Source organism: Agathobaculum faecis (assembly GCF_014287995.1).
Classification (GTDB): domain Bacteria; phylum Bacillota; class Clostridia; order Oscillospirales; family Butyricicoccaceae; genus Agathobaculum; species Agathobaculum ammoniilyticum.
The window spans coordinates 116,432-136,480 of record NZ_JACOPL010000007.1; the positions used below are offsets into that span (position 1 = coordinate 116,432).

Below are 20,049 nucleotides of genomic sequence, written 5' to 3' on the forward strand. Positions count from 1 at the left end.
TATGCCTTATTATGGTTTTTACGGGATTGATATGTATTATATCGTGCTGGTCGTACCCTGCATCATCCTGGCATTCTGGGCGCAGGCCAGGGTAAAGAGCACGTTTAACCGGTATTCGCAGGTGCTTAACCGCCGCGGCTTGACCGGCGCGCAGGCGGCCGAGGCTGTGCTACGCCAGAACGGCGTGACCGGCGTGCGCGTCGAATGGGTGGCGGGCAAGCTGACCGACCATTTTGACCCGCGCACCAACACCATCCGTCTGTCGAACGCGGTGTATTCCTCCACCTCGGTCGCGTCGGTCGGCGTGGCCGCGCACGAGGCAGGGCATGCGGTGCAGTACGCGGTCGGATATTTCCCCATCCGTCTGCGCGCGGCCATTATTCCAGTGACGCAGTTCGGCTCAATGGCCGCGTTCCCGCTGATTATTCTGGGGCTGTTTATGAATTCGGGCATTCTGATCGACCTCGGCATCTGGGCGTTCGCGCTGTCGACCGTGTTCCAGCTGGTGACCCTGCCGGTTGAGGTCAACGCGTCCAACCGCGCGCTCGCTGCGATCGAGCAGGGCGGCTTGCTGACCGAGGACGAGTATCCGATGGCAAAGAAGACGCTGACCGCCGCCGCAATGACCTATTTCGCGGCGCTCGCCGTATCGTTCGCGCAGCTGTTGCGCCTGCTGCTGATTTTCGGGGGACGGAACCGCCATGATTGATAAGCGTCCGCGCACCCCGCGCGAGGCTGCAGCATTTTCCCTGTTTTCCATGCAGGAGGAGGGCGCGTGGTCGGACGGGGCGCTGCACCACTACCTCGCCCGCGCGGGGCTGGCCGGCCGAGACGCGGCGCTGGCCGCGCGGCTCACCTACGGCACGGTGCAGAACGAGCTGCTGCTCGACTGGTACCTGCGGCAGTTTTCCAGCGTGCGGCTGAAAAAGATCGCGCCGCGCGTGCTGGCCTGCCTGCGCATGGGTCTGTACCAGCTCATCCTGTTGGACAAGATCCCCGCGCACGCGGCGGTATCCGAAACGGTCGCGCTGGTGCGGCGGTACTGCCGTGCGAACGAACGCACGACGTCGTTTGTCAACGCGGTGCTGCGCCGTGCGGCGCAGGTCGCGGAAGCCGGCGCGCTGCCGGCGCCCGACTGTCCGGATAAGGAGAGCTATTACGCGCTGCGGTACAGCCATCCTGAATGGCTGGTACGGCTGTGGTCGGCGCAGTTCGGCCTGAAGACAGCCGAGGCGCTCTGCCGTGCGGACAACGCGGACACGCCGGTTTCCGTACGTGTCAACACGATGAAAACCACGCCAGGGGCAGCCCGCCGCGAGCTGGAAGCGGCGGGGCTGACGGTTACGCCGCACCGCGACTTTCCGGAGATCCTGCTGTGTACCGGCGGGGATGCGGCCGCGCTGCCCGCGTTCGCCGAGGGGCGTATCACCGTACAGGACGCGGCGAGCGCGTTAGCGGCCGCGGTGGCCGATCCCCAGCCGGGGGACGCCGTACTCGACTGCTGCGCCGCGCCGGGCGGCAAAAGCTTTGTCATGGCCGAACGCATGTGGGGTAAGGGCAGCGTCATATCCTGCGATATTTATGAACATAAGCTCAAGCGCATCCGGGCGGGTGCGGCGCGGCTCGGACTGCCGAACATCCGCACCACCCTGCAGGACGCCGCCGCGCCGCGCGCGGACTGGGTCGGCACGGCGGATGTGGTGCTGTGCGACGTGCCGTGCTCCGGTTTCGGCATCATCCGCAAAAAGCCCGAGATCCGCTATAAGGATCCGGCTGGACTGGAGGAGCTTCCCGCTTTGCAGGCGGCGATTTTACAGAACTGCGCGCGGTATGTGCGGCCGGGCGGCACGCTAGTCTATTCCACCTGCACGATCCTGCGGCGCGAAAACGAGGACGTGGTGCGCGCCTTTTTGGAGCACAACGCGGATTTCGCCGCTGTTCCGTGGGCGCATCCGGTGTGCGGCGCGCGGAAGGACGGGATGGCGACTTTGCTGCCGCCCGTACATGATACCGACGGCTTTTTCATTGCCAAGCTGAGGAGAAACGCATGACAGAAATCAAATCCCTGACAATCGAAGAGCTGAAAAACGCGCTGGCGGACATGGGCGAGAAGCCCTTCCGCGCGGGACAGATCTTCAAATGGCTCCACCAGGGGGTAGAGTCCTTTGAAGAGATGTCCAACCTGTCCAAGGACCTGCGCGCGCGGCTGGCCGAGCGTTTCGTGTTGACCGTGCCGCAGGTCGTGCGCAGGCAGGTCAGCCAGGTGGACGGCACGGTCAAATACCTGTGGCGCCTGCGGGACGGGGACTGCGTGGAGTCCGTGCTCATGCACTATGAGCACGGCGTGTCCGTGTGCGTTTCCACGCAGGTCGGGTGCCGCATGGGGTGCCGGTTCTGCGCGTCCGGACTGAATGGGCTTAAGCGCCACCTGTCCGCGGGCGAGATCCTGGACGAGATTCTGTTCATGCAGAAGGACAGCGGCGAAGCGGTATCCAACATCGTGCTTATGGGTACGGGTGAGCCGCTGGACAATTACGACAATGTGCTCAGGTTCCTGCATTTGGTGAGCTGTCCGGAGGGGGTAAATATTGGACAGCGGCATATCTCCTTGTCAACCAGCGGAATTGCTGATAAAATAGAGAGGTTAGCAGGGGAGAAGCTGCAGATCACCCTGTCCGTGTCGCTGCACGCGCCGGACGACGAGACGCGCTCCTCCATTATGCCGGTGAACGAGGCGTATCCGGTCGAGCGGCTCATGCGCGCGTGCCGGTATTATTTCGATACCACCGGCCGCCGTATTTCCTATGAGTACATGATGGCGCGGGATATGACCGACCGCATCTGGCAGGCCGAAAAGCTGGCAAAGCTGCTGCGCGGCCGGCCGGCGCATGTCAACCTGATCCCGCTTAACGAGGTGGCCGAAAGCCCGCTGCGGCCTTCGCGGCCGGAGGTCGTGCGCCGCTTTCAGCAGGCGCTGGAAAACCGCGGCGTGACCGCGACCGTGAGGAGGCGGCTCGGTCCGGATATCGACGCGGCCTGCGGCCAGCTCCGGCGCAGGGAGCTTGGCCGGACAGCGGCGGACGGCGCAGAATAAACGGTTTGCCCGCAAAAGCGCGTCCCGTGCGGGGGCGCGGGGATCGGGGATGCGGATGAGGAGCGTGCGCATCCCCTGTAAACGGGGGCTGCGGCTCCCTGTCAAGACGCAGGAGGTGTTCTGTTGTGGAATGGTTCGGCTTGACCGATAAGGGGCGCGTGCGTCCGACCAACCAGGATATTTACCAGATCGAGGTGCGCGAGCCGAGCGAGTCCGCGCTGCTTGTGGTGTGCGACGGTATGGGCGGCGCGAACGCTGGCAACGTGGCGAGCCGCTTTGCCGCGCAGGTGTTCGTGGAGGAGGTGCGGCCCCAGTTGGATGGTGAGCTGGGGGAAAAAACGCGCCAGCAGGCGTTGACCGCGGCGCTCGACGCCGCAAACGGCACGGTGTTCGCCCTGGCGGGGCGGCAGCCCGAATTCCGCGGCATGGGTACGACGCTGGTCGCGGCGCTCGTCAAAGGGGAGCAGGCGACTATCCTCAACGTGGGGGACAGCCGCGCTTACCTGTTCGACGGGGAACGGCTGCGCCAGATCACCGAGGACCATTCCTATGTGGAGGAGATGCGCCGCCAGGGCCGTATCACCGAGGCGGATGCGCGCACCCATCCGCAGAAGAACCTGATCACCCGCGCGGTCGGCGTGGAACCGGACGTTGAGGGCGACCTGTTCGAGGTGCGCTTGAAGGAGGACGAGGTTCTGCTGCTTTGCTCGGACGGGCTGAGCGGCATGGCAGAGGACGCGCAGATCGCGCAGACCATCCGCAGCGCGAAAACGCTCGCGCTGGCGGGCGACGCGCTGCTGACCCTTGCGCTGGAAGGCGGCGGCCGCGACAATATCACCGTTGCGCTGTTCACCCGCGGCGCGGGAGAGGAGGCGTGACCGCATATGGATAAATACATCGGCAAACTGCTCGGCGGCCGGTACGAAATCATCGACGTGGTCGGCGTGGGCGGAATGGCGGTCGTCTACCGCGCGCGCTGCCATGTGCTCAACCGCTATGTGGCGGTCAAGATCCTCAAGGACGAATATGCCAGGGATCCGGATATCCGCAAGCGCTTTTCCATCGAGTCGCAGGCGGTCGCCAAGCTGTCGCACCACAATATTGTGTCGGTTTATGATGTCGGCAGCGACAACGGCACGGATTATATCGTCATGGAGCTGATGGAGGGCGTCACGCTCAAGGAATACCTGCAGAAAAAAGGGCATCTGCCTTGGCAGGAGGCGTTGTTTTTCGCGCAGCAGATCTGCCGCGCGCTGGTACACGCCCATTCCCGCGGCATCATCCATCAGGATATCAAGCCGCAGAACGTTATTATCCTGCGGGACGGCACCGCCAAGCTGACCGACTTCGGCATTGCCTCCTTTGCTACAACACAGGAGACCCGCGTCGTGCAGGAGGCCATCGGCTCGGTGCATTATATCTCGCCCGAACAGGCTAAGGGTTCCAAGATCGATTACCGGACGGATATCTACTCGCTCGGCGTCGTGATGTACGAAATGCTGACGGGCAAGCTGCCGTTTGAGGGCGAAACCGCGCTGCAGGTCGTTATGCAGCACCTGAACGCGGTGCCGCTTGCGCCGAGCGAGCGGCAGCCCGACGTTCCCAAGGGGCTGGACGAAGTCGTGATGCACGCGATGTGCGCGAATATCAGCAGGCGCTATACGTCGGCCGAAGAGCTTCTGGCCGACCTGGACCGACTGAAAGACGATGCGAACGCGCAGTTCCATTACAGCTGCGTGCCGGACGAGGCGGGCGAAACGCAGGTGCTGGGCCGCGAGGTGCAGCAGGCGGCGCGCCGCACGCCGGTATCGCCTGAGCGCGATCGGACAGGCGGTCGGGATCGCCGCGCACCGGCGCCCGAGCCGGAGCCGGAAGGCTTTTTCGAACGCTTGGCGGAGCGGCCGGGGCTGGCCGCGGGCATCGCGGTGGCTGTGTTTGCGGTGATCGCGCTGCTGGTGACGGGCATCCTGCTGTTCACGGGCGGCAACGGGGAGCAGAAGATCAGCGTTCCGGCGCTTGTGGGCCGTGATATCGAGGAGATCCTGGCGGATACCGAAGTGACCGGAAACTTCACGATTAAGGAAGCGGACAAGCGCGTTGCATCCAACCGGCCGGTGGGCGAGGTGCTGGAACAGGACCCGGGTACGGGCGAAAGCGCGGTCAAGGGTACGATCATTACCGTTACCGTATCCGCGGGCGGCGATAATGTGCAGAACACCTATAAGATCGTCGATTTCAAGGATAAAACGCTCGAATATGTGCAGGCCGCGCTGGCGGAGGAGGATATCACGCTCAAGACCGCCGAGGAGCCGTCGGACGAAGTGGAAAAGGGAAAGGTCACGCGAACCGACCCTGCCGCAGGGAAGGAGCTTGCGCGGGGCGCGACGCTGACCGTCTATATCAGCACCGGCAAGGAAGAAAAGGAGACGCAGGTACCCAACCTGTTCGGCATGACGCAGAGCGCGGCGCAGAAGGCGCTGGAGGAAAAGGGTCTCGCGCTCGGCTCGGTCAGTCCGGTTGAGAGCGATGCCGCGGCCGGCACGGTCATCTGGCAGTCCGTGGAAAAGGATTCCACGGTCAGCGAGGGTACCGTGGTCAACATCCAGATCTCCAAGGGCAGGACGCAGACGCCCGAGGGGGAGCCGGATAAGCCGGACGATAATCCGGACAGCGGCGAAACGGACAACGGAAGCGAGCCCGAGCCGCAGGAGCCGCAGGTCGGCTACGCGAGCGTTTCGGTCGCGCTGCCGGACAACACGGATATGGCGCATGTGGTCATTTCGGTGGACGGTATGGTGCAGTACGACCAGACGCATGCGACCGATTCGGGCAGCGTGACCGTCCGCGTGAAAGGCACGCCGGGACAGCATGAGGTCACGGTCAGCGTTGACGGAAACGCATCGACCTCCACCTACACGTTCAGTTGACAAAAGGGGCGTATTTTTTGATCGAAGGGATCATTCTCAAGGGCATCGGCGGTTTCTATTATGTGGATACGGCCGAAGGGCTGATCGAGTGCAAGGCGCGCGGCCGTTTCCGCAAGACGGTCGGCAAGCCGATCATTGGCGATCGGGTTATGCTGGAAATCCAGCCGGAGGATGGTACGGGCTACCTGACCGATATCCATCCGCGCAAAAACAGCCTAGTGCGTCCAGCGGTCGCAAACCTGGACCTGCTGGCGGTGGTCGCCTCCGCGGCCCCGCCGGTGACCGACCCGTTTTTGATCGATAAGGTAACGGCGATCGCGGTCCATAAGGGGATCGGTGCGCTGGTCGTCATCAACAAAACGGACGAGGACCCGGGGGACGATTTGTTCCGCATTTACGAAAAAAGCGGGATCGAAACGTTGCGCGTCAGCGCGCTGACCGGAGAGGGCATCGAGCGCCTGAAGGACCGCATCCGCGGCAGGGTGGCGGCGTTCGCCGGCAACTCCGGCGTGGGCAAGTCCAGCGTGCTCAACCGGCTGGACAGCGGCTTTGGCGCAGAGGTGGGTGCAATCTCCGACCGTATCGGCAGGGGGCGGCATACGACCCGCCATGTCGAGCTGCACCCTGTGGAGGGTGGTGGCTATATCGCGGACACGCCCGGCTTTTCCTCGTTCGAGACTGGACAGATGGATCTGGTGCTGGCCGAGGATCTGCAGTACGCGTTTCCCGAGTTCGTGCCCTATTTGGGCCAGTGCAGGTTTACCGGCTGCGCGCATGTAAAGGAAAAGGGCTGCGCGGTGTGCGCGGCGGTCCAGGCGGGGGAGATCGCGGAGAGCCGGCATGAGAGCTATGTCAAACTCTATGAGGGTGTAAAGGATCTGAAAGAATGGGAGCTTTTGAAAGGCGGCACGCGCTGATTTTCGCGGCCGCGCCGGAAACCGAATACGGCTATATCCGCGCGTTCCTGAAGGAGCATCCGGACGCGCTGATCGCCTGCGCGGACGGCGGCCTGCGCCATGCCCGCGCGCTCGGCCTGCATCCGGACTTCATGATTTCGGACTGCGACTCCATGCCGGAGGTCGAGGGGGCCGAGGTTGTGCGCCTGCGTCCGGAAAAAGACGATACGGACACGCAGGGCTGTCTGCGCGAGGTGTTCCGCCGCGGCTGCACCGAGGCGACGCTGGTCTGCGCGACTGGCGGGCGCATCGACCATATGCTCGCCAACCTGTCCCTGCTGGAGGAGGCGTATGCCATGGGTGGGCGCCTGACAGTGCTGGACCGGCAGAATCAAATCGTTTTGCATGAGGGCGGATGTCAAAAATTCAAAATGCCGCCGGAGTACGCCTATTTTTCGCTGGTGCCGCTCGACGCGGTTTTGACCGGCGTAAGTATCGAAAACGCCAAGTATCCGCTGCGCGACGCGGTCGTCACGAGGGCGGGAATGGTCACGATATCCAACGAAGCAATCGCGGACAGCTTTTCGGTAACCATTCGAGAGGGGCGCTCGCTTGTGATCTTTTCGCGCGACTGGACGCGCGTTTTGTGAAAAATTCACACCAAAACCGCCGCTAGGGGCGGTTTTTTTATCCCTTTCGTTTTTGCAATTTTTTGATAGCATACTTGCAAAATGAAAAAAGGAAGCATATAATAAGGATTGTAGAGAGAAACGGGAACAGACTTGTAAGGGAGAGTGCTGTATCGTGGCATTGAAGCCGATTTCCAAAATCGCCGCCGGCGTGCAGGCGTCCACCACGCTTGCGATTGATTCGCTGTTCAAGCAGATGAAAGCAGAGGGGAAGGACGTCGTCGGCTTCGGCGCGGGCGAGCCGGATTTCCCGACGCCCGAGCATATCAAGCAGGCGGGCATCGATGCGATCGAAAACAACTTTACCAAATATACGCCGGCCGCAGGACTGATGCAGCTCCGCGAAGCGGCGAGCTACCGCCTGAAGGCGGACTTTGGGCTGGAATACGCGCCCAGCCAGATCGTGGTCGCGTCCGGCGCGAAGCATTCGGTCTATGTGGCGCTGATGACGCTGTGCGACCTGGGCGACGAGGTCGTGATCGCGGCGCCCTACTGGGTCAGCTATTCTGAGATGGTCAAGCAGGCGGGCGCGGTGCCTGTGATTGTCGCCGCGGGCGAGGCCGAGGATTTCAAGATCACGGCGGCGCAGCTCGACGCGGCGATCACCGACCGGACCAAGGTGTTTATGCTCAATTCGCCCTGCAACCCGACCGGCATGGTCTATACGCGCGCAGAGCTGGAGGCGATCGCCGAGGTATGCTGCCGCCGCAACGTCTATGTGATCGCGGACGAGATTTACTGCAACCTGGTCTATGACGATATCGAGTTCGTATCCTTTGCTTCGCTGGGCGAGGATGTCAAGGAGCGGACCATACTGGTTAACGGCGTGTCCAAGAGCTATGCCATGACCGGCTGGCGCATTGGCTACACGGCCTCCAATCCGGAGCTGGCCCGTGTGATGGGCAATTACCTAAGCCATTCCACCTCGGCGCCCTCCACGATCTCCCAGCACGCGGCGATCGTGGCGCTGCGCGGCCCGCAGGAGGATATGCAGGCCATGAAACGCGCGTTTGAGAAGCGTCGGGATCATCTGGTCGGGCGTATGAACCGCATCGCGGGTGTTTCCTGCATCAAGCCGCAGGGCGCGTTCTATGTGATGATGAACATGAAAAGCTTCATCGGCAAGTCCATGTACGGGAAAACGATTGGGAGCGCGGAGGATTTCGCGCATCTGTTCCTGGAAAAAGGGCTGGTGGCGACCGTGCCGTGTACGGCGTTCGCGGCGCCTGGCTTTGTCCGCTGGAGCTACGCGACCTCGCTGGCCGAGATCGACAAGGGGCTGGACCGGCTGGAACAGTTCATCCAAAACGCATAATGACAGGAAAAGGGAGGACGGATGTCCTCCCTTTTGCATTATTCGAGCGGCTTGAGCAGGCGGTATTCCGTGAACGCGCCGCAGGTGTGAACCTGCTTGAGCTGGAAGCCGAAATGCAGGTAAATCGGCACATTCTCCCGTGAAAAGGTTTCGAGCGCGACTGTCTGGCAGCCCAGCGCCGCTGCGCGGGCGAGCGCGCCGTCCATCAGCTCGCGGGCGACACCTGTGCCACGGTGTGCCTTGGCGACAGCGAACTGCGCGATGTAGTACGGCCGGTTGCAATAGCGCCGGTACCAGTTCATGCTGTGTACGGCCATAACGGGCCGGCTGTTGCGTGTGAGCTGTGCGAGCAGGCGCTTGGGGATGCCGCGCAGCGCGCGGCCGCGCCGCAGCAGATAAATGATCTGCGCGAGCGGACCGAGCGGGGCGCGCCTGCACGGGTCGGTGCCGACCAGCGCGCCGGTGAGCGCACCGTCCGCAGTCTCGCAGACGAAAACATCGCCGTGTTCGAAGAAATAGTCCTGTCCGAGGCTGAGTATGGTCGGACCGACCTGGCGGGCGGTTTCCATATCCACGCCGGAAAACTGCTGCCGCAGCTCTTCCTTTTCATAAAACTGGTCGAACATCAGCGCGGCCAGCGCTGGAAGCTCGTCCTGACGGGCTTTTCTCATGTTGCACCTCCGGTTTGTGGCTGACTTGATGATAGCATGCAGGCCGTGGTCCGTCAAGCCGTGCCGCGGCGCTGTCAAATCAATGGCACGCACGGGGGATTTCTTTGTTTATTGTTACAATGTGTGCGCAAAACAAGGCGGTTTTGCTTGAAATGCGCGGGATGGGGTGATAAACTAAGAGCGGACTGTTTCAGTCCGTTCTTTTGTGTTTCCACAAAAAATGAAGATAGATCGGAAAGGACGACTGACATGAACAACGTGTACGAAAGCCCGCTTTCTTCGCGCTACGCTTCGGAGGAGATGCTGTATACCTTTTCCTCGGATATGAAGTTTTCTACCTGGCGCCGCCTGTGGGTGTCGCTGGCCAAGGCGGAGATGGCGCTCGGCCTGCCCATCACCCAAGAGCAGGTGGACGAAATGGAGGCGCATTTGACCGATATCGATTATGATACGGCCAAGGCGCGTGAGAAAGAGGTCCGCCACGACGTGATGGCGCACGTCTATACGTTCGGCAAGGCTGCGCCCAAGGCGGCGGGCATCATCCACCTCGGCGCGACGAGCGCCTATGTGGGCGATAACACGGATATCATCCAGATCCGCGCGGGCCTGCTGCTCGTGCGCAAAAAGCTGGCCGTGGTGCTGGACAAGCTGGCGCGCTTCGCGGACGCGCACAAGGCGCAGCCCACGCTGGGCTTCACCCACTTTCAGCCCGCGCAGCTCACCACGGTCGGCAAGCGCGCGACCCTGTGGATGAACGAGCTGCTGATGGATCTGGCCGAGGTTGAGTACCGCATTGAAAACCTGCGCATGCTGGGCAGCAAGGGTACGACCGGCACGCAGGCGTCCTTTATGGAGCTGTTCGACGGGGACGAGGGCAAGGTCAAGGAGCTGGAAGCGCGCATCGCGGCGGACTTCGGCTTCGCGGGTGTGGTGCCGGTTTCCGGACAGACCTACTCGCGCAAGATCGACGCGCAGACGCTGGCTACCCTGTCCGGCATCGCGCAGTCGGCGTCCAAGTTTGCCACCGACCTGCGTTTGCTGCAGCACCTCAAGGAGATTGAGGAGCCGTTCGAGGCGCACCAGATCGGCTCGTCCGCGATGCCGTACAAGCGCAATCCGATGAGGAGCGAGCGAATCTGCGCGCTGGCGCGCTATGTCATCACGGACAGCCTGAACCCCGCCTTTACCTCTGCTACCCAGTGGTTCGAGCGCACGCTCGACGATTCGGCGAACAAGCGCATCTCCGTGCCGGAGGCGTTCCTTGCGGTGGACGCGATTCTGAACATTATGATTAACGTGGTGTCCGGCCTGGTGGTATATCCCAAGGTCATCCACCAGCGCGTGATGAACGAGCTGCCCTTTATGGCGACCGAAAACATCATGATGGGCGCGGTCAAGCGCGGCGGCAACCGGCAGGAGCTGCACGAGCGCATCCGCGAGCATTCCATGGCCGCGGGCAAGCGCATCAAGGAGGAAGGGCTGGACAACGACCTGATCGACCGCATCGCCGCGGACCCGATGTTCGGCATGACGCGCGAGCAGATTATGGAGCACCTGGACCCGTCCGCGTATATCGGCCGCTGCCCGTCCCAGGTGGACGAGTTCCTCAGCGAGTGCGTCCGGCCGGCTATCGCGCCCTATCTGGACGGCGGGGACGTCACGGTGGAGATCAACCTGTAAGCGCGGTGGCCAGACACGGCAATATTGACTTTTCTGCGGTTTCGCAGTATACTAAATCAGTTGTGTAAGAAAACAAAGGAGGCTGTAAAACATTGAAAAAGAGTGTGATTTCTTTCATCGCAGTCATGCTCGTGATCGTTTTGCTCGGTCTTTGCGCGGTAATGGGCTTTACCGTTGCAGGGCGCACGATCATCCCTGCGGTGAATGATACCGAGCACGGCATCCGGCTCGGCCTCGATCTGGTGGGCGGTTCGCGCATCGTATATGAGGCGGAGCTGCCGGAGGGCTACGATACGGGCAACCTGTCCAGCGATATGGAAACGGCGCAGTCCATGATCCGTCAGCGCCTGACCAACAAGGGCTTCACCGAGGCGACTGTCGCGCTTTCGGGCGACAACCGCATCTCGGTCGAGATCCCGCAGATCACCAATCCTGAAGAAGCCGTGCAGACGTTGGGCTCGACCGCGCAGCTCGTGTTTATGGACGCGGACGGCAAGGAGTGGCTGACCGGCACAGATATCAAGCGTGCGACCGCCATGTACGGCCAGCCGACCGGCGCGGAACTGACGGACGAGCATTACGTCCAGATCGAGTTCACCGACGAGGGAACGCAGAAATTCTCCGAGGCGACCGCTTCGATCGCGGCGCGGAAAAATACGGACGGTATGAACTTCCTTGCCATCGTCATGGACGATCAGGCGATTTCCACACCGATGGTGGAGAACCAGCTGACGCAGAGTACCTGCGTGATCTCGGGCGGCAACTTCACGGCGGAAAGCGCCAAGGAGCTGGCGGACCTGATCAACGTCGGCCAGATGCCGTTCAGCCTCAAGCAGGTTGAGCTTCGCTCGGTTGGCCCGCAGCTCGGCGCGAACGCCCTGCAGACCTCGCTGCTCGCGGGCGCGATCGGCATTGTGCTGGTCTGCCTGTTCATGCTGATCGTTTACCGCATCCCGGGCCTGGTCGCCTGTCTGGCGCTCGGCTTCTATATTGTCATTGAAGCGGTCGTGTTCGGCCTGATCCGTGTCAACCTGTCCCTGCCGGGTATCGCGGGCATCATCCTGTCGATCGGCATGGCGGTCGATGCGAACGTCATTATCTTTGAACGCATCAAGGAAGAGCTGCGCGCGGGCAAGACCGTCAAGAGTGCTATCGACTCCGGCTTTAAGCGCGCGTTCACCGCGATCCTGGACTCCAACATCACCACGCTGATTGCGGCCGCGGTGCTGTTCTGGATGGGTACCGGCACAATCGTCGGCTTTGCGACCACGCTGGGCCTCGGCGTTATCATTTCCATGTTTACAGCCCTGACGGTGACCCATTTCCTGCTCAACCGCATGGTGGATTTCCATGTTCGCAGCCCCAAGGCTTACGGCGTTTAAGAAAGGAGGAGATAAATAATGAAACCCAAGTTTCCCATTCTGAAGAATTTCAAGATTTTTGGCATTATCTCCATCCTGCTGTGCGCGACCGGCTTGGTGGCTCTGATTGCGCTGCCGTTCGGCCAGAACTTCTTTAACCTGAGCATCGACTTTGCCGGCGGCACGGAGATGGAGTTCAACCTGCACAAGACGGTGGACCAGACGGTCCAGACTGAGGTGCGCGAGTTGTTTCAGGAGGTAACGGGCGTCGACCCGTCCTCGGTCACCTCGTCGGGCGACAGCAACGAAAACGTGCTGATCCGCTCTACCTCGATCGATTCGGAAAAGCGCGCGGCTGTCATCGACAAGATGGTCGAAACCTACAGCCTGGACAAAGATGGAAAAGATCTATACAACAATAACGACGTTTCCCCTTCGGTCGGCAGCGACCTACAGCGCGCGGCGTTCCTGTGCGCGGTAGTGGCGATCGTGCTGATGCTGATCTATATCACCATCCGATTTGAACTCACCAGCGGCCTGGCGGCGGTCACCTGCCTGATCCACGACCTGTTGATCATGCTGTCGGTCTATGTATGGTTCCAGATCCCGCTGGACACCGGCTTTATCGCTGCGGCGCTGACCATACTCGGCTATTCGATCAACGCGTCCATCATCGTATTCGACCGCATCCGTGAGAACCTGCGTGTGGCGCGCAAGGAGCCGTTTGAGGAGGTCGCGGAGCGCAGCGTCTGGCAGACCATGGGACGTACCATCAACACGACCCTTACCACGCTGTTCACAGTCGGCATGATCTTTGTTCTGGGCGTGCCGTCTCTCAAGCAGTTTACGCTGCCGCTGATCGTGGGCATCGTTGCGGGCGCCTGGTCGTCGATCATGCTGTCGGCAAGCTTCTGGTCGTTCTACCGCAAGCATTTCCGCAAGAAACGTATCTGAATAAAGGGAAAGAAGCGCGTACTGCGCGAAACAACGGACGGGGGTGCGGCGTGTATCCCCGTCCGGTTTTTTTGGAAAAGGAGGGACCCCCATGCGTCTGGGCATTTCGACTGCGTGCTTCTATCCGCAGCCGGTCGAGGAGATACTGCCCATCCTGGCCGGACTGGGCGTGCATGCGGTTGAGGTTTTCTTTAATACGGAGAGCGAGTTCTCGCCGCGCTTTTATGAGCAGTTGGGCGCGCAGGCGCGTCAACTGGGGCTGGATATCGTGTCTGTCCACCCCTACACCTCGCTGATGGAGGGGCTGCTCCTGTTCTCCGATTACCAGCGCCGCACAGAGGACGGGCTGATGCAGTACCAGCGCTATCTGGAATGCGCGGCGGCGCTGGGCGCGCGCTTTTTCACCTTCCACGGGGAGCGCGATATGGGGCATGCGGACGATCCGGCACGCTGGGCGCGCAAGTGCGAGGTATACCGCCGGCTGTGCGGGCTCGCAGCCTCCTGCGGCGTGACGCTCGCGCAGGAGAATGTGGCGTGGTGCCGTTCGCGCGACCCCGCATTCCTGAGCGCCCTGTACCGCGACGTTCCCGCGCTGCGGTACACGCTCGACATCAAGCAGGCGCACCGCGCCGGCCGTCACCCGAGGGAATTCATCGATGCAGTGGGGGAACGGCTGGTAAACATCCATATCAACGATTTCTCAGCCGAGCAGAGCTGCCTGCTGCCCGGGGCGGGAACGATGGATTACGCGGACTTTTTCTCACGCCTGCGCGCAGCCGGCTACAGCGGGCATGCGTTGATCGAGGTATACCGCTCGAATTTCACGGGACCGGACGACCTGGCGCGCGCCGTGAGCGTGCTTTCCCGCTTTTTGACGGTTTGACGGGGTAAATGCGCCCGCTATGGTTGACTTTTTTATACAAGGGGTGGTATAATAACCACAAATGATTCACATTTTATAGGATTGCGAGGGTGAAGCCCGATGAAATGTCCGTTTTGCGGCTATGAGGACAGCAAGGTAGTCGATTCGCGGCCGACCGACGAGGGGACGAGTATCCGCCGTCGGCGCGAATGTCTCAAATGCCTCAAGCGTTTTACCACCTACGAAACGGTCGAGCGCATGCCGCTCATGCTGGTCAAGCGGGACGGTACCCGACAGGCCTACGACCGCCAGAAGCTGTTGAACGGGCTGATGAAGGCCTGCGAAAAGCGGCCGGTTTCGCTCATGCAGCTCGAGCAGATCGTGGATAATGTGGAGCAGAAGGTGTTCGGCTCGCTCGAGAGTGAGGTATCCAGCAAGGTCATCGGAGAATTGGTCATGGAGCAGCTCCGCAAGGTGGACGAGGTGGCCTATGTGCGCTTTGCCTCGGTCTACCGCCAGTTCAAAGATATCAATACGTTCATGGAAGAGCTTAATACTTTGATTAAAGATAAATAAAAATCCTTGACAAATCCCGCAAAGAGCGGTACACTAATAACCAAGCAATATACTATAGAAATTGTAGGAAAAGGAGGAGACCGTAATGCTGGCACTGCGAATGTCCATGTGCATGATGTGCGGTTTTGCTCGTTTTTCTGCAATACAGCCGTAACAGGGCTGTTATGCTGCAAGCGGGCCGTATTTGTCATGCGGCGCGATGCGGTTCAGATGGAAAGCGAGCGGAAAGCAGGACTGCTTTCCGCTTTTATTTTGAAACAAGGGGGAATAAGGTTTGGAACAGGATGTTATTGTGCGAATCCAAAACCTGAATAAGACGTTCCGCGGGCGCGCGGGTACGGTTGTGGCGCTTGACGGTGTCAGCCTGGACATCAGACGCGGCGAGATATTTGGCATCATCGGCCTGTCTGGCGCGGGCAAATCCACGCTGGTGCGGTGCATCAATTTTCTGGAAAAGCCGACCGAGGGTACGGTCACGGTGGACGGGCAGGAGCTGGGGGCGCTTTCCAAAAAGGAGCTGCTGCAGGCGCGCCGCTCCATGGGCATGATCTTCCAGCAGTTCAACCTGCTGCAACAGCGCACCGCGCTGCAAAATATCTGCTTCCCGTTGGAAATCGCGGGGACGGGTAAGGCGGAGGCGGAAAAGCGGGCGCGCGAACTGCTCGATATCGTCGGCCTGAGCGACCGCGCGGGCAATTACCCATCCCAGCTTTCCGGCGGCCAGCAGCAGCGCGTGGCCATCGCGCGAGCCCTGGCGACCAACCCTAAGATCCTGCTCTGCGACGAGGCGACCAGCGCGCTGGACCCGACGACGACGCGCTCCATCCTCGCGCTGCTTAAGGAGATCAATCAGACGCTCGGCATCACGATTGTGGTCATCACGCATGAGATGGCGGTCATCGAGGAGATCTGTCAGCGCGTGGCGATCATCGATTCCAGCCGCATCGCAGAGGTCGGCACGGTCGATCGGGTGTTCACCCGCCCGCAGTCCGCGATGGCCAAGCAGCTGATCTATCCGGATGGCAGGCGGGAGCGCCTGGCCACGGGCAGGCATTACTGCCGCATCGTGTTTGATGGAAACTCGTCGTTTGAGCCGGTGGTATCCAACATGGTGCTGGAATGCAAGGCGCCGGTCAATATCATGTTTGCGGACACCAAGGATATCGACGGGAAGGCATATGGCCAGATGATCCTGCAGTTGCCGGAGGATGAACGCGCGGCAAAGCGGGCGCTGGCCTATCTGGAAACGCAGAACGTGCATGTAGAGGAGGGCGACGCGCATGCTTTCACCTGATTTCTGGGCGCAGGCCCTGTGGGAAACCTTGTACATGGTCGCGGTATCCACCGTGGTGTCCTATGCGATCGGGCTGCCGGTCGGCCTGCTGCTGGTGGTGAGCGATAAGGGCGGCATCCGCCCGATTCCGGTACTCAACACCGTGCTGGGCGTGGTTGTCAATATTCTGCGCTCGGTGCCGTTCCTGATCCTGGGCGTTATGATTACGCCGATGACGCGCGCGATCACAGGCTCCTCGATTGGCACGACCGCGATGATCGTGCCGCTGACCATGGCGGCCGCCCCCTATGTGGCGCGCATGGTAGAATCCTCCATCAAGGAGGTGCCGTTTGGCGTGATCGAGGCCGCGCAGTCTATGGGGGCAAGCCCGTGGCAGATCGTGTGGAAGGTGCTTGTGCCGGAGGCCAAGCCCTCGCTCATGGTCGGCGGCGCGATCTCGGTCGTCACTATCCTGGGCTATTCCGCGATGGCCGGCTTTATCGGCGGCGGCGGCCTGGGCGCAGTGGCAGTCACCTATGGCTATAACCGCTATCAGTTCGATATTATGCTGGTTGCGGTGATCATCATTGTCGTGGTCGTGCAGATCTTCCAGGAGGCCGGCCTTTGGCTGGCGCGCCGGCTGGATAAGCGCAACCGGTAAAGCAATTTGTTTTGTTATCATTAAATTAATGATATGGGGGCGGCGCTGCGGCCGCGCGCCGTCCCACCAATGAGAAAAGGAGAGAACTGATTATGAAAAAGAAAATCGCAGCTTTGCTTGCGGGCGCGCTGTGCCTGACAGCGCTTGCAGCCTGCGGCGGGAACAGCCAGGACCAGGACGCGGATAACGGCGGCGCATCGGATGACGCGGCAAAGACCATTACGGTCGGCGCGTCGCCCACGCCCCATGCGGAGATCCTGAAGGCGGCAAAGGACGTGCTGGCCGAGGCGGGCTACACGCTCGAAGTGGTGGAGTTCACCGACTATGTGACCCCGAACACTGCGCTGGTTGAGGGCGAACTGGACGCGAACTATTTCCAGCACATCCCGTACCTGAACAACTTCAATAAGGAGAACAACGGCGACCTGGTCCCCGCGATCGAGATGCACTATGAGCCGTTCGGCATTTACCCGGGCAAGACCGCGACGCTGGACGAAGTGGCGGACGGCGCTACCATCGCCGTGCCGAACGATGGCTCCAACGAGACGCGCGCGCTGCTGCTTCTGCAGGACGCGGGTCTGATTAAGCTTAAGGACGGGATCGACCCGACCTCGGACGCGACCAAGCTGGACATCGTGGAAAACCCGAAGAACCTGGATATCCAGGAGATCGCCGCGGAGCAGCTCCCGCGTTCGCTGCAGGACGTTGACCTTGCGGTCATCAACGGCAACTATGCCCTGCAGGCCGACCTGAACGCCAAGGAGGACTCGCTCATCACGGAAAATCCGGAGTATGCGCAGGTATACGTCAACGTGATCGCCTGCCGCAGCGGCGACGAGGACAGCGAAAAAATTCAGGCGCTGGCCGAGGCGCTGCAGAGCGATACGGTCAAGCAGTTCATCGAGGAAACCTATAAGGGCGCCGTGGTGGCGACTTACTAAAACAGGCCATCAGACAGGGAGGCAAAGCCGCCCCGTTTGGAGGATGGATCAAAAAAAGAACCGCTGGAAAGCGGTTCTTTTTTTGATTCTCATTCTGCTGCGGCCTGTACGCCCGCCATGTCCTGCACGGGCTTGCACGCCAGCTCCTTGCTGATCTTGCCCGCGAAGCCGGTGAGCGTTTTGCCCGGGCCGATCTCGCACGCGGTGGTAAGGCCCGCCGCCATGCCGTTGCGGACGAGCTGCGTCCAGCGCACGGGAGAGATCATGTGTTGCTCCAGATGCGCGGGCAGGTCGGCGCAGTCGAGTACGTTGCCGTCCAGGTTGGAGTAGATATCCATTCTGGGCGCGGAGAAAGTAAAGTCCGACACATAAGCGCGCAGCTCGGCCGCCGCCTTGGCCATCAGCGGCGTGTGGAACGCGCCGGAAACCGCGAGCGGGAGCGCGCGCCGCGCGCCGGCCGCCTTGCAGTTCTCAACCGCCTCGTCCAGCGCCTTGCGCTCGCCCGCGATGACGAGCTGGCCGGGGCAGTTGTAGTTGACCGGACGCACCAAGCCGCCTGTCACCTGGGCGCAGGCCTGCTCGATCGCCGCGTCGTCCAGCCCGAGGATGGCGGCCATGCCGCCGTCGATCGAGTCCGCCGCCTGCTGCATCAGTTTGCCCCGCATGGACACGATCCTGACGCCGTCCGTGAGCGACACCACGCCGGCTGCCGCGAGCGCCGTGTATTCGCCCAACGAGAAGCCCGCCGCGGCCTTGAAAGATACGCCGGCCTCCTGCAGCGCCGCGAGCGCGGCCATCGAGTGCGTAAAAATCGCGATCTGGCTGTTTTCCGTGCGGGAAAGCGCCTCCTTATCGCTGTCAAAGCAGAGCTTTGCAACGTCCAGGCCCGCCCCGTCGCTGGCCTCTTCAAAAACCAGCCGTGCGGCCTGCGAATTTTCGTACAGGTCCCTGCCCATGCCCGGGGCCTGCGCGCCCTGGCCGGGGAAAAATGCAAAACCGTATTCCATTTCGTTCCTCCAAATACCGATGCCAGACCTCGGAAAAGGTTGACATTTTCGTGTCCTTTTATTATAATAGTCAAGGATTACTTTGTCAATCAAACTATTGTCGCTTTTCCACGGTTTTTGGGAGAGCGATTTGATTTTAGGGAGCGTGGCTATCATCAACACTCAACTGATCGGCACGGGATCGTGCATTCCGGAGTTTGCCCTGACCAATGCGATGCTCGAGCAGATGGTCGACACCAGCGACGAGTGGATCGTCAAGCGCACCGGCGTGCGCGAGCGCCGCATCGCCAGAAACACCCGCACATGGGAGTTGGCGCTCGGCGCAGCGCAGAACGCGCTGGCGGACGCGGGAATCACGGCGGAGGAGCTTGACCTGCTCCTGGTCAGCACCTGCACGCCGGATACCAACACGCCCAACACCGCGAGCGTCCTGCAGGACAAGCTGGGCGCTCGCCAGGTTGGCGCGATGGATATCAACAACGCCTGCGCGGGCTTCATCTCCGCGACCGACATCGCGGACAGCTACATCCGGTCGGGCAAGGCGAAGACCGTACTCGTCGTTTCGGCGGAAACGCTGCACCGCATCACGGATTACACCGACCGCTCCACCTGCATCCTGTTTGGCGACGGGGCGGCCGCAGCGGTCTACCGCGCGACCGAGGACGCCGCCGTGGGCATCCAGTCCACGTTTATCGCGGCGGACGGCTCGGGCGCGGAGTACCTGTACATGGAGGCGCTGCCGGTCGAAGACCCGTTCGCGCCCGAGCGGACAGTCGACCCTAAGGCGCGCTTCCTGAAAATGCAGGGCGCGGCGGTCGTGCGGTTCACCGCGCGCGCGGTTCCGCTGGCAATCGATACCGCGCTGCAGCGCGCGGGCGTTTCGGCCGAGGAGATCGACTGGGTGGTGCCGCATCAGGCCAACCTGCGCATCCTGGACGTGATCGCCAAGCGCTACCATCTGCCGAAAGAAAAGGTCTATGTGAACATGGACCGCTTCGGCAACACCTCTTCGGCCAGTGTGCCGATCTGCCTGGACGAGATGCGCCGCAAGGGCCTGCTCAAAGCGGGCCAGACCATCGTCTGCACCGGCTTCGGCGGTGGGCTGACCTACGGCGCGTTTGTACTCAAACTGTAAAAGGGGA

Annotated in this window: 19 protein-coding genes; 17 read left to right on the forward strand and 2 right to left on the reverse strand. The window is 61.4% G+C overall.

What is annotated here, in order from left to right; translation table 11 throughout:
- Position 1 precedes the first annotated feature (1 nt).
- The 8 genes from H8S45_RS08895 (at position 2) to H8S45_RS08930 (ending at position 8,921) form a co-directional block, all read left to right on the forward strand.
- Positions 2-709, forward strand: a complete 708-nt coding sequence (locus tag H8S45_RS08895) for a zinc metallopeptidase (protein WP_054326671.1) — start codon at positions 2-4, stop codon at positions 707-709.
- Positions 702-2,051: a 16S rRNA (cytosine(967)-C(5))-methyltransferase RsmB gene (gene rsmB / locus H8S45_RS08900; RefSeq protein ID WP_054326672.1), complete on the forward strand. Its 1,350-nt coding sequence runs from the start codon at positions 702-704 to the stop codon at positions 2,049-2,051. Before H8S45_RS08895 ends, rsmB begins: the two co-directional genes overlap by 8 nt.
- Positions 2,048-3,094 carry a 23S rRNA (adenine(2503)-C(2))-methyltransferase RlmN gene (rlmN, locus tag H8S45_RS08905; protein ID WP_054326673.1) on the forward strand — a complete coding sequence of 349 codons (1,047 nt, stop codon included), beginning with the start codon at positions 2,048-2,050 and terminating at the stop codon, positions 3,092-3,094. Before rsmB ends, rlmN begins: the two co-directional genes overlap by 4 nt.
- Positions 3,095-3,219: 125 nt before the next feature.
- Positions 3,220-3,972, forward strand: coding sequence for a Stp1/IreP family PP2C-type Ser/Thr phosphatase (locus H8S45_RS08910; protein ID WP_054326674.1), 753 nt, complete (start codon positions 3,220-3,222; stop codon positions 3,970-3,972).
- A gap of 6 nt (positions 3,973-3,978) precedes the next feature.
- Positions 3,979-6,021 (forward strand): Stk1 family PASTA domain-containing Ser/Thr kinase, encoded by a 2,043-nt coding sequence (gene pknB / locus H8S45_RS08915; protein WP_054326675.1) that lies wholly within the window; start codon positions 3,979-3,981, stop codon positions 6,019-6,021.
- 17 nt (positions 6,022-6,038) lie between these two features.
- On the forward strand, positions 6,039-6,938 hold the full coding sequence (gene rsgA / locus H8S45_RS08920; protein ID WP_207724479.1) for a ribosome small subunit-dependent GTPase A: 900 nt from the start codon (positions 6,039-6,041) through the stop codon (positions 6,936-6,938).
- Positions 6,908-7,567, forward strand: coding sequence for a thiamine diphosphokinase (locus H8S45_RS08925; RefSeq protein ID WP_054326676.1), 660 nt, complete (start codon positions 6,908-6,910; stop codon positions 7,565-7,567). Before rsgA ends, H8S45_RS08925 begins: the two co-directional genes overlap by 31 nt.
- Before the next feature lie 160 nt (positions 7,568-7,727).
- Positions 7,728-8,921, forward strand: coding sequence for a pyridoxal phosphate-dependent aminotransferase (locus H8S45_RS08930; RefSeq protein ID WP_243182430.1), 1,194 nt, complete (start codon positions 7,728-7,730; stop codon positions 8,919-8,921).
- 38 nt (positions 8,922-8,959) lie between these two features.
- On the opposite strand, the gene H8S45_RS08935 is transcribed toward H8S45_RS08930, so the two are convergent.
- Positions 8,960-9,592, reverse strand: a complete 633-nt coding sequence (locus H8S45_RS08935; protein WP_054326677.1) for a GNAT family N-acetyltransferase — start codon at positions 9,590-9,592, stop codon at positions 8,960-8,962.
- Between the two features lie 249 nt (positions 9,593-9,841).
- Here H8S45_RS08935 and purB point away from each other — a divergent pair, with 249 nt between their 5' ends.
- From purB to H8S45_RS08975, 8 genes are all read left to right on the forward strand, one after another.
- A complete protein-coding gene (gene purB / locus H8S45_RS08940; RefSeq protein ID WP_107631031.1) occupies positions 9,842-11,272 on the forward strand; it encodes an adenylosuccinate lyase in 1,431 nt (476 codons plus the stop codon).
- 92 nt (positions 11,273-11,364) lie between these two features.
- Positions 11,365-12,654 carry a protein translocase subunit SecD gene (gene secD / locus H8S45_RS08945; RefSeq protein WP_054326679.1) on the forward strand — a complete coding sequence of 430 codons (1,290 nt, stop codon included), beginning with the start codon at positions 11,365-11,367 and terminating at the stop codon, positions 12,652-12,654.
- A gap of 18 nt (positions 12,655-12,672) precedes the next feature.
- Positions 12,673-13,587, forward strand: a complete 915-nt coding sequence (gene secF / locus H8S45_RS08950) for a protein translocase subunit SecF (RefSeq protein ID WP_054326680.1) — start codon at positions 12,673-12,675, stop codon at positions 13,585-13,587.
- Positions 13,588-13,678: 91 nt separating this feature from the next.
- Positions 13,679-14,470, forward strand: a complete 792-nt coding sequence (locus H8S45_RS08955; RefSeq protein WP_054326681.1) for a sugar phosphate isomerase/epimerase family protein — start codon at positions 13,679-13,681, stop codon at positions 14,468-14,470.
- Between the two features lie 99 nt (positions 14,471-14,569).
- Positions 14,570-15,025 (forward strand): transcriptional regulator NrdR, encoded by a 456-nt coding sequence (gene nrdR / locus H8S45_RS08960; protein WP_054326682.1) that lies wholly within the window; start codon positions 14,570-14,572, stop codon positions 15,023-15,025.
- A 274-nt stretch (positions 15,026-15,299) separates the two neighbouring features.
- Positions 15,300-16,319 (forward strand): methionine ABC transporter ATP-binding protein, encoded by a 1,020-nt coding sequence (locus H8S45_RS08965; protein WP_054326683.1) that lies wholly within the window; start codon positions 15,300-15,302, stop codon positions 16,317-16,319.
- Positions 16,306-16,959 (forward strand): methionine ABC transporter permease, encoded by a 654-nt coding sequence (locus H8S45_RS08970; RefSeq protein WP_054326684.1) that lies wholly within the window; start codon positions 16,306-16,308, stop codon positions 16,957-16,959. The genes H8S45_RS08965 and H8S45_RS08970 overlap by 14 nt, the downstream gene beginning before the upstream one ends.
- Positions 16,960-17,051: 92 nt before the next feature.
- Positions 17,052-17,900, forward strand: coding sequence for a MetQ/NlpA family ABC transporter substrate-binding protein (locus H8S45_RS08975; RefSeq protein ID WP_107631023.1), 849 nt, complete (start codon positions 17,052-17,054; stop codon positions 17,898-17,900).
- A gap of 89 nt (positions 17,901-17,989) precedes the next feature.
- On the opposite strand, the gene fabD is transcribed toward H8S45_RS08975, so the two are convergent.
- A complete protein-coding gene (gene fabD, locus H8S45_RS08980) occupies positions 17,990-18,907 on the reverse strand; it encodes an ACP S-malonyltransferase (RefSeq protein WP_054326686.1) in 918 nt (305 codons plus the stop codon).
- 145 nt (positions 18,908-19,052) lie between these two features.
- On the opposite strand from fabD, the gene H8S45_RS08985 reads away from it, so the two are divergent.
- On the forward strand, positions 19,053-20,042 hold the full coding sequence (locus tag H8S45_RS08985; RefSeq protein WP_242977843.1) for a beta-ketoacyl-ACP synthase III: 990 nt from the start codon (positions 19,053-19,055) through the stop codon (positions 20,040-20,042).
- Positions 20,043-20,049: the final 7 nt, after the last annotated feature.

Excerpts from the sequence above, each read along its gene's own strand:
- rlmN (WP_054326673.1), top strand. The coding sequence starts at position 2,048 with ATGACAGAAATCAAATCCCTGACAATCGAAGAGCTGAAAAACGCGCTG.
- fabD (WP_054326686.1), bottom strand. The coding sequence starts at position 18,907 with ATGGAATACGGTTTTGCATTTTTCCCCGGCCAGGGCGCGCAGGCCCCG.
- H8S45_RS08970 (WP_054326684.1), top strand. The coding sequence starts at position 16,306 with ATGCTTTCACCTGATTTCTGGGCGCAGGCCCTGTGGGAAACCTTGTAC.
- rsmB (WP_054326672.1), top strand. The coding sequence starts at position 702 with ATGATTGATAAGCGTCCGCGCACCCCGCGCGAGGCTGCAGCATTTTCC.
- pknB (WP_054326675.1), top strand. The coding sequence starts at position 3,979 with ATGGATAAATACATCGGCAAACTGCTCGGCGGCCGGTACGAAATCATC.
- H8S45_RS08935 (WP_054326677.1), bottom strand. The coding sequence starts at position 9,592 with ATGAGAAAAGCCCGTCAGGACGAGCTTCCAGCGCTGGCCGCGCTGATG.
- H8S45_RS08975 (WP_107631023.1), top strand. The coding sequence starts at position 17,052 with ATGAAAAAGAAAATCGCAGCTTTGCTTGCGGGCGCGCTGTGCCTGACA.
- purB (WP_107631031.1), top strand. The coding sequence starts at position 9,842 with ATGAACAACGTGTACGAAAGCCCGCTTTCTTCGCGCTACGCTTCGGAG.
- H8S45_RS08925 (WP_054326676.1), top strand. The coding sequence starts at position 6,908 with ATGGGAGCTTTTGAAAGGCGGCACGCGCTGATTTTCGCGGCCGCGCCG.
- H8S45_RS08895 (WP_054326671.1), top strand. The coding sequence starts at position 2 with ATGCCTTATTATGGTTTTTACGGGATTGATATGTATTATATCGTGCTG.
- nrdR (WP_054326682.1), top strand. The coding sequence starts at position 14,570 with ATGAAATGTCCGTTTTGCGGCTATGAGGACAGCAAGGTAGTCGATTCG.
- secF (WP_054326680.1), top strand. The coding sequence starts at position 12,673 with ATGAAACCCAAGTTTCCCATTCTGAAGAATTTCAAGATTTTTGGCATT.
- H8S45_RS08955 (WP_054326681.1), top strand. The coding sequence starts at position 13,679 with ATGCGTCTGGGCATTTCGACTGCGTGCTTCTATCCGCAGCCGGTCGAG.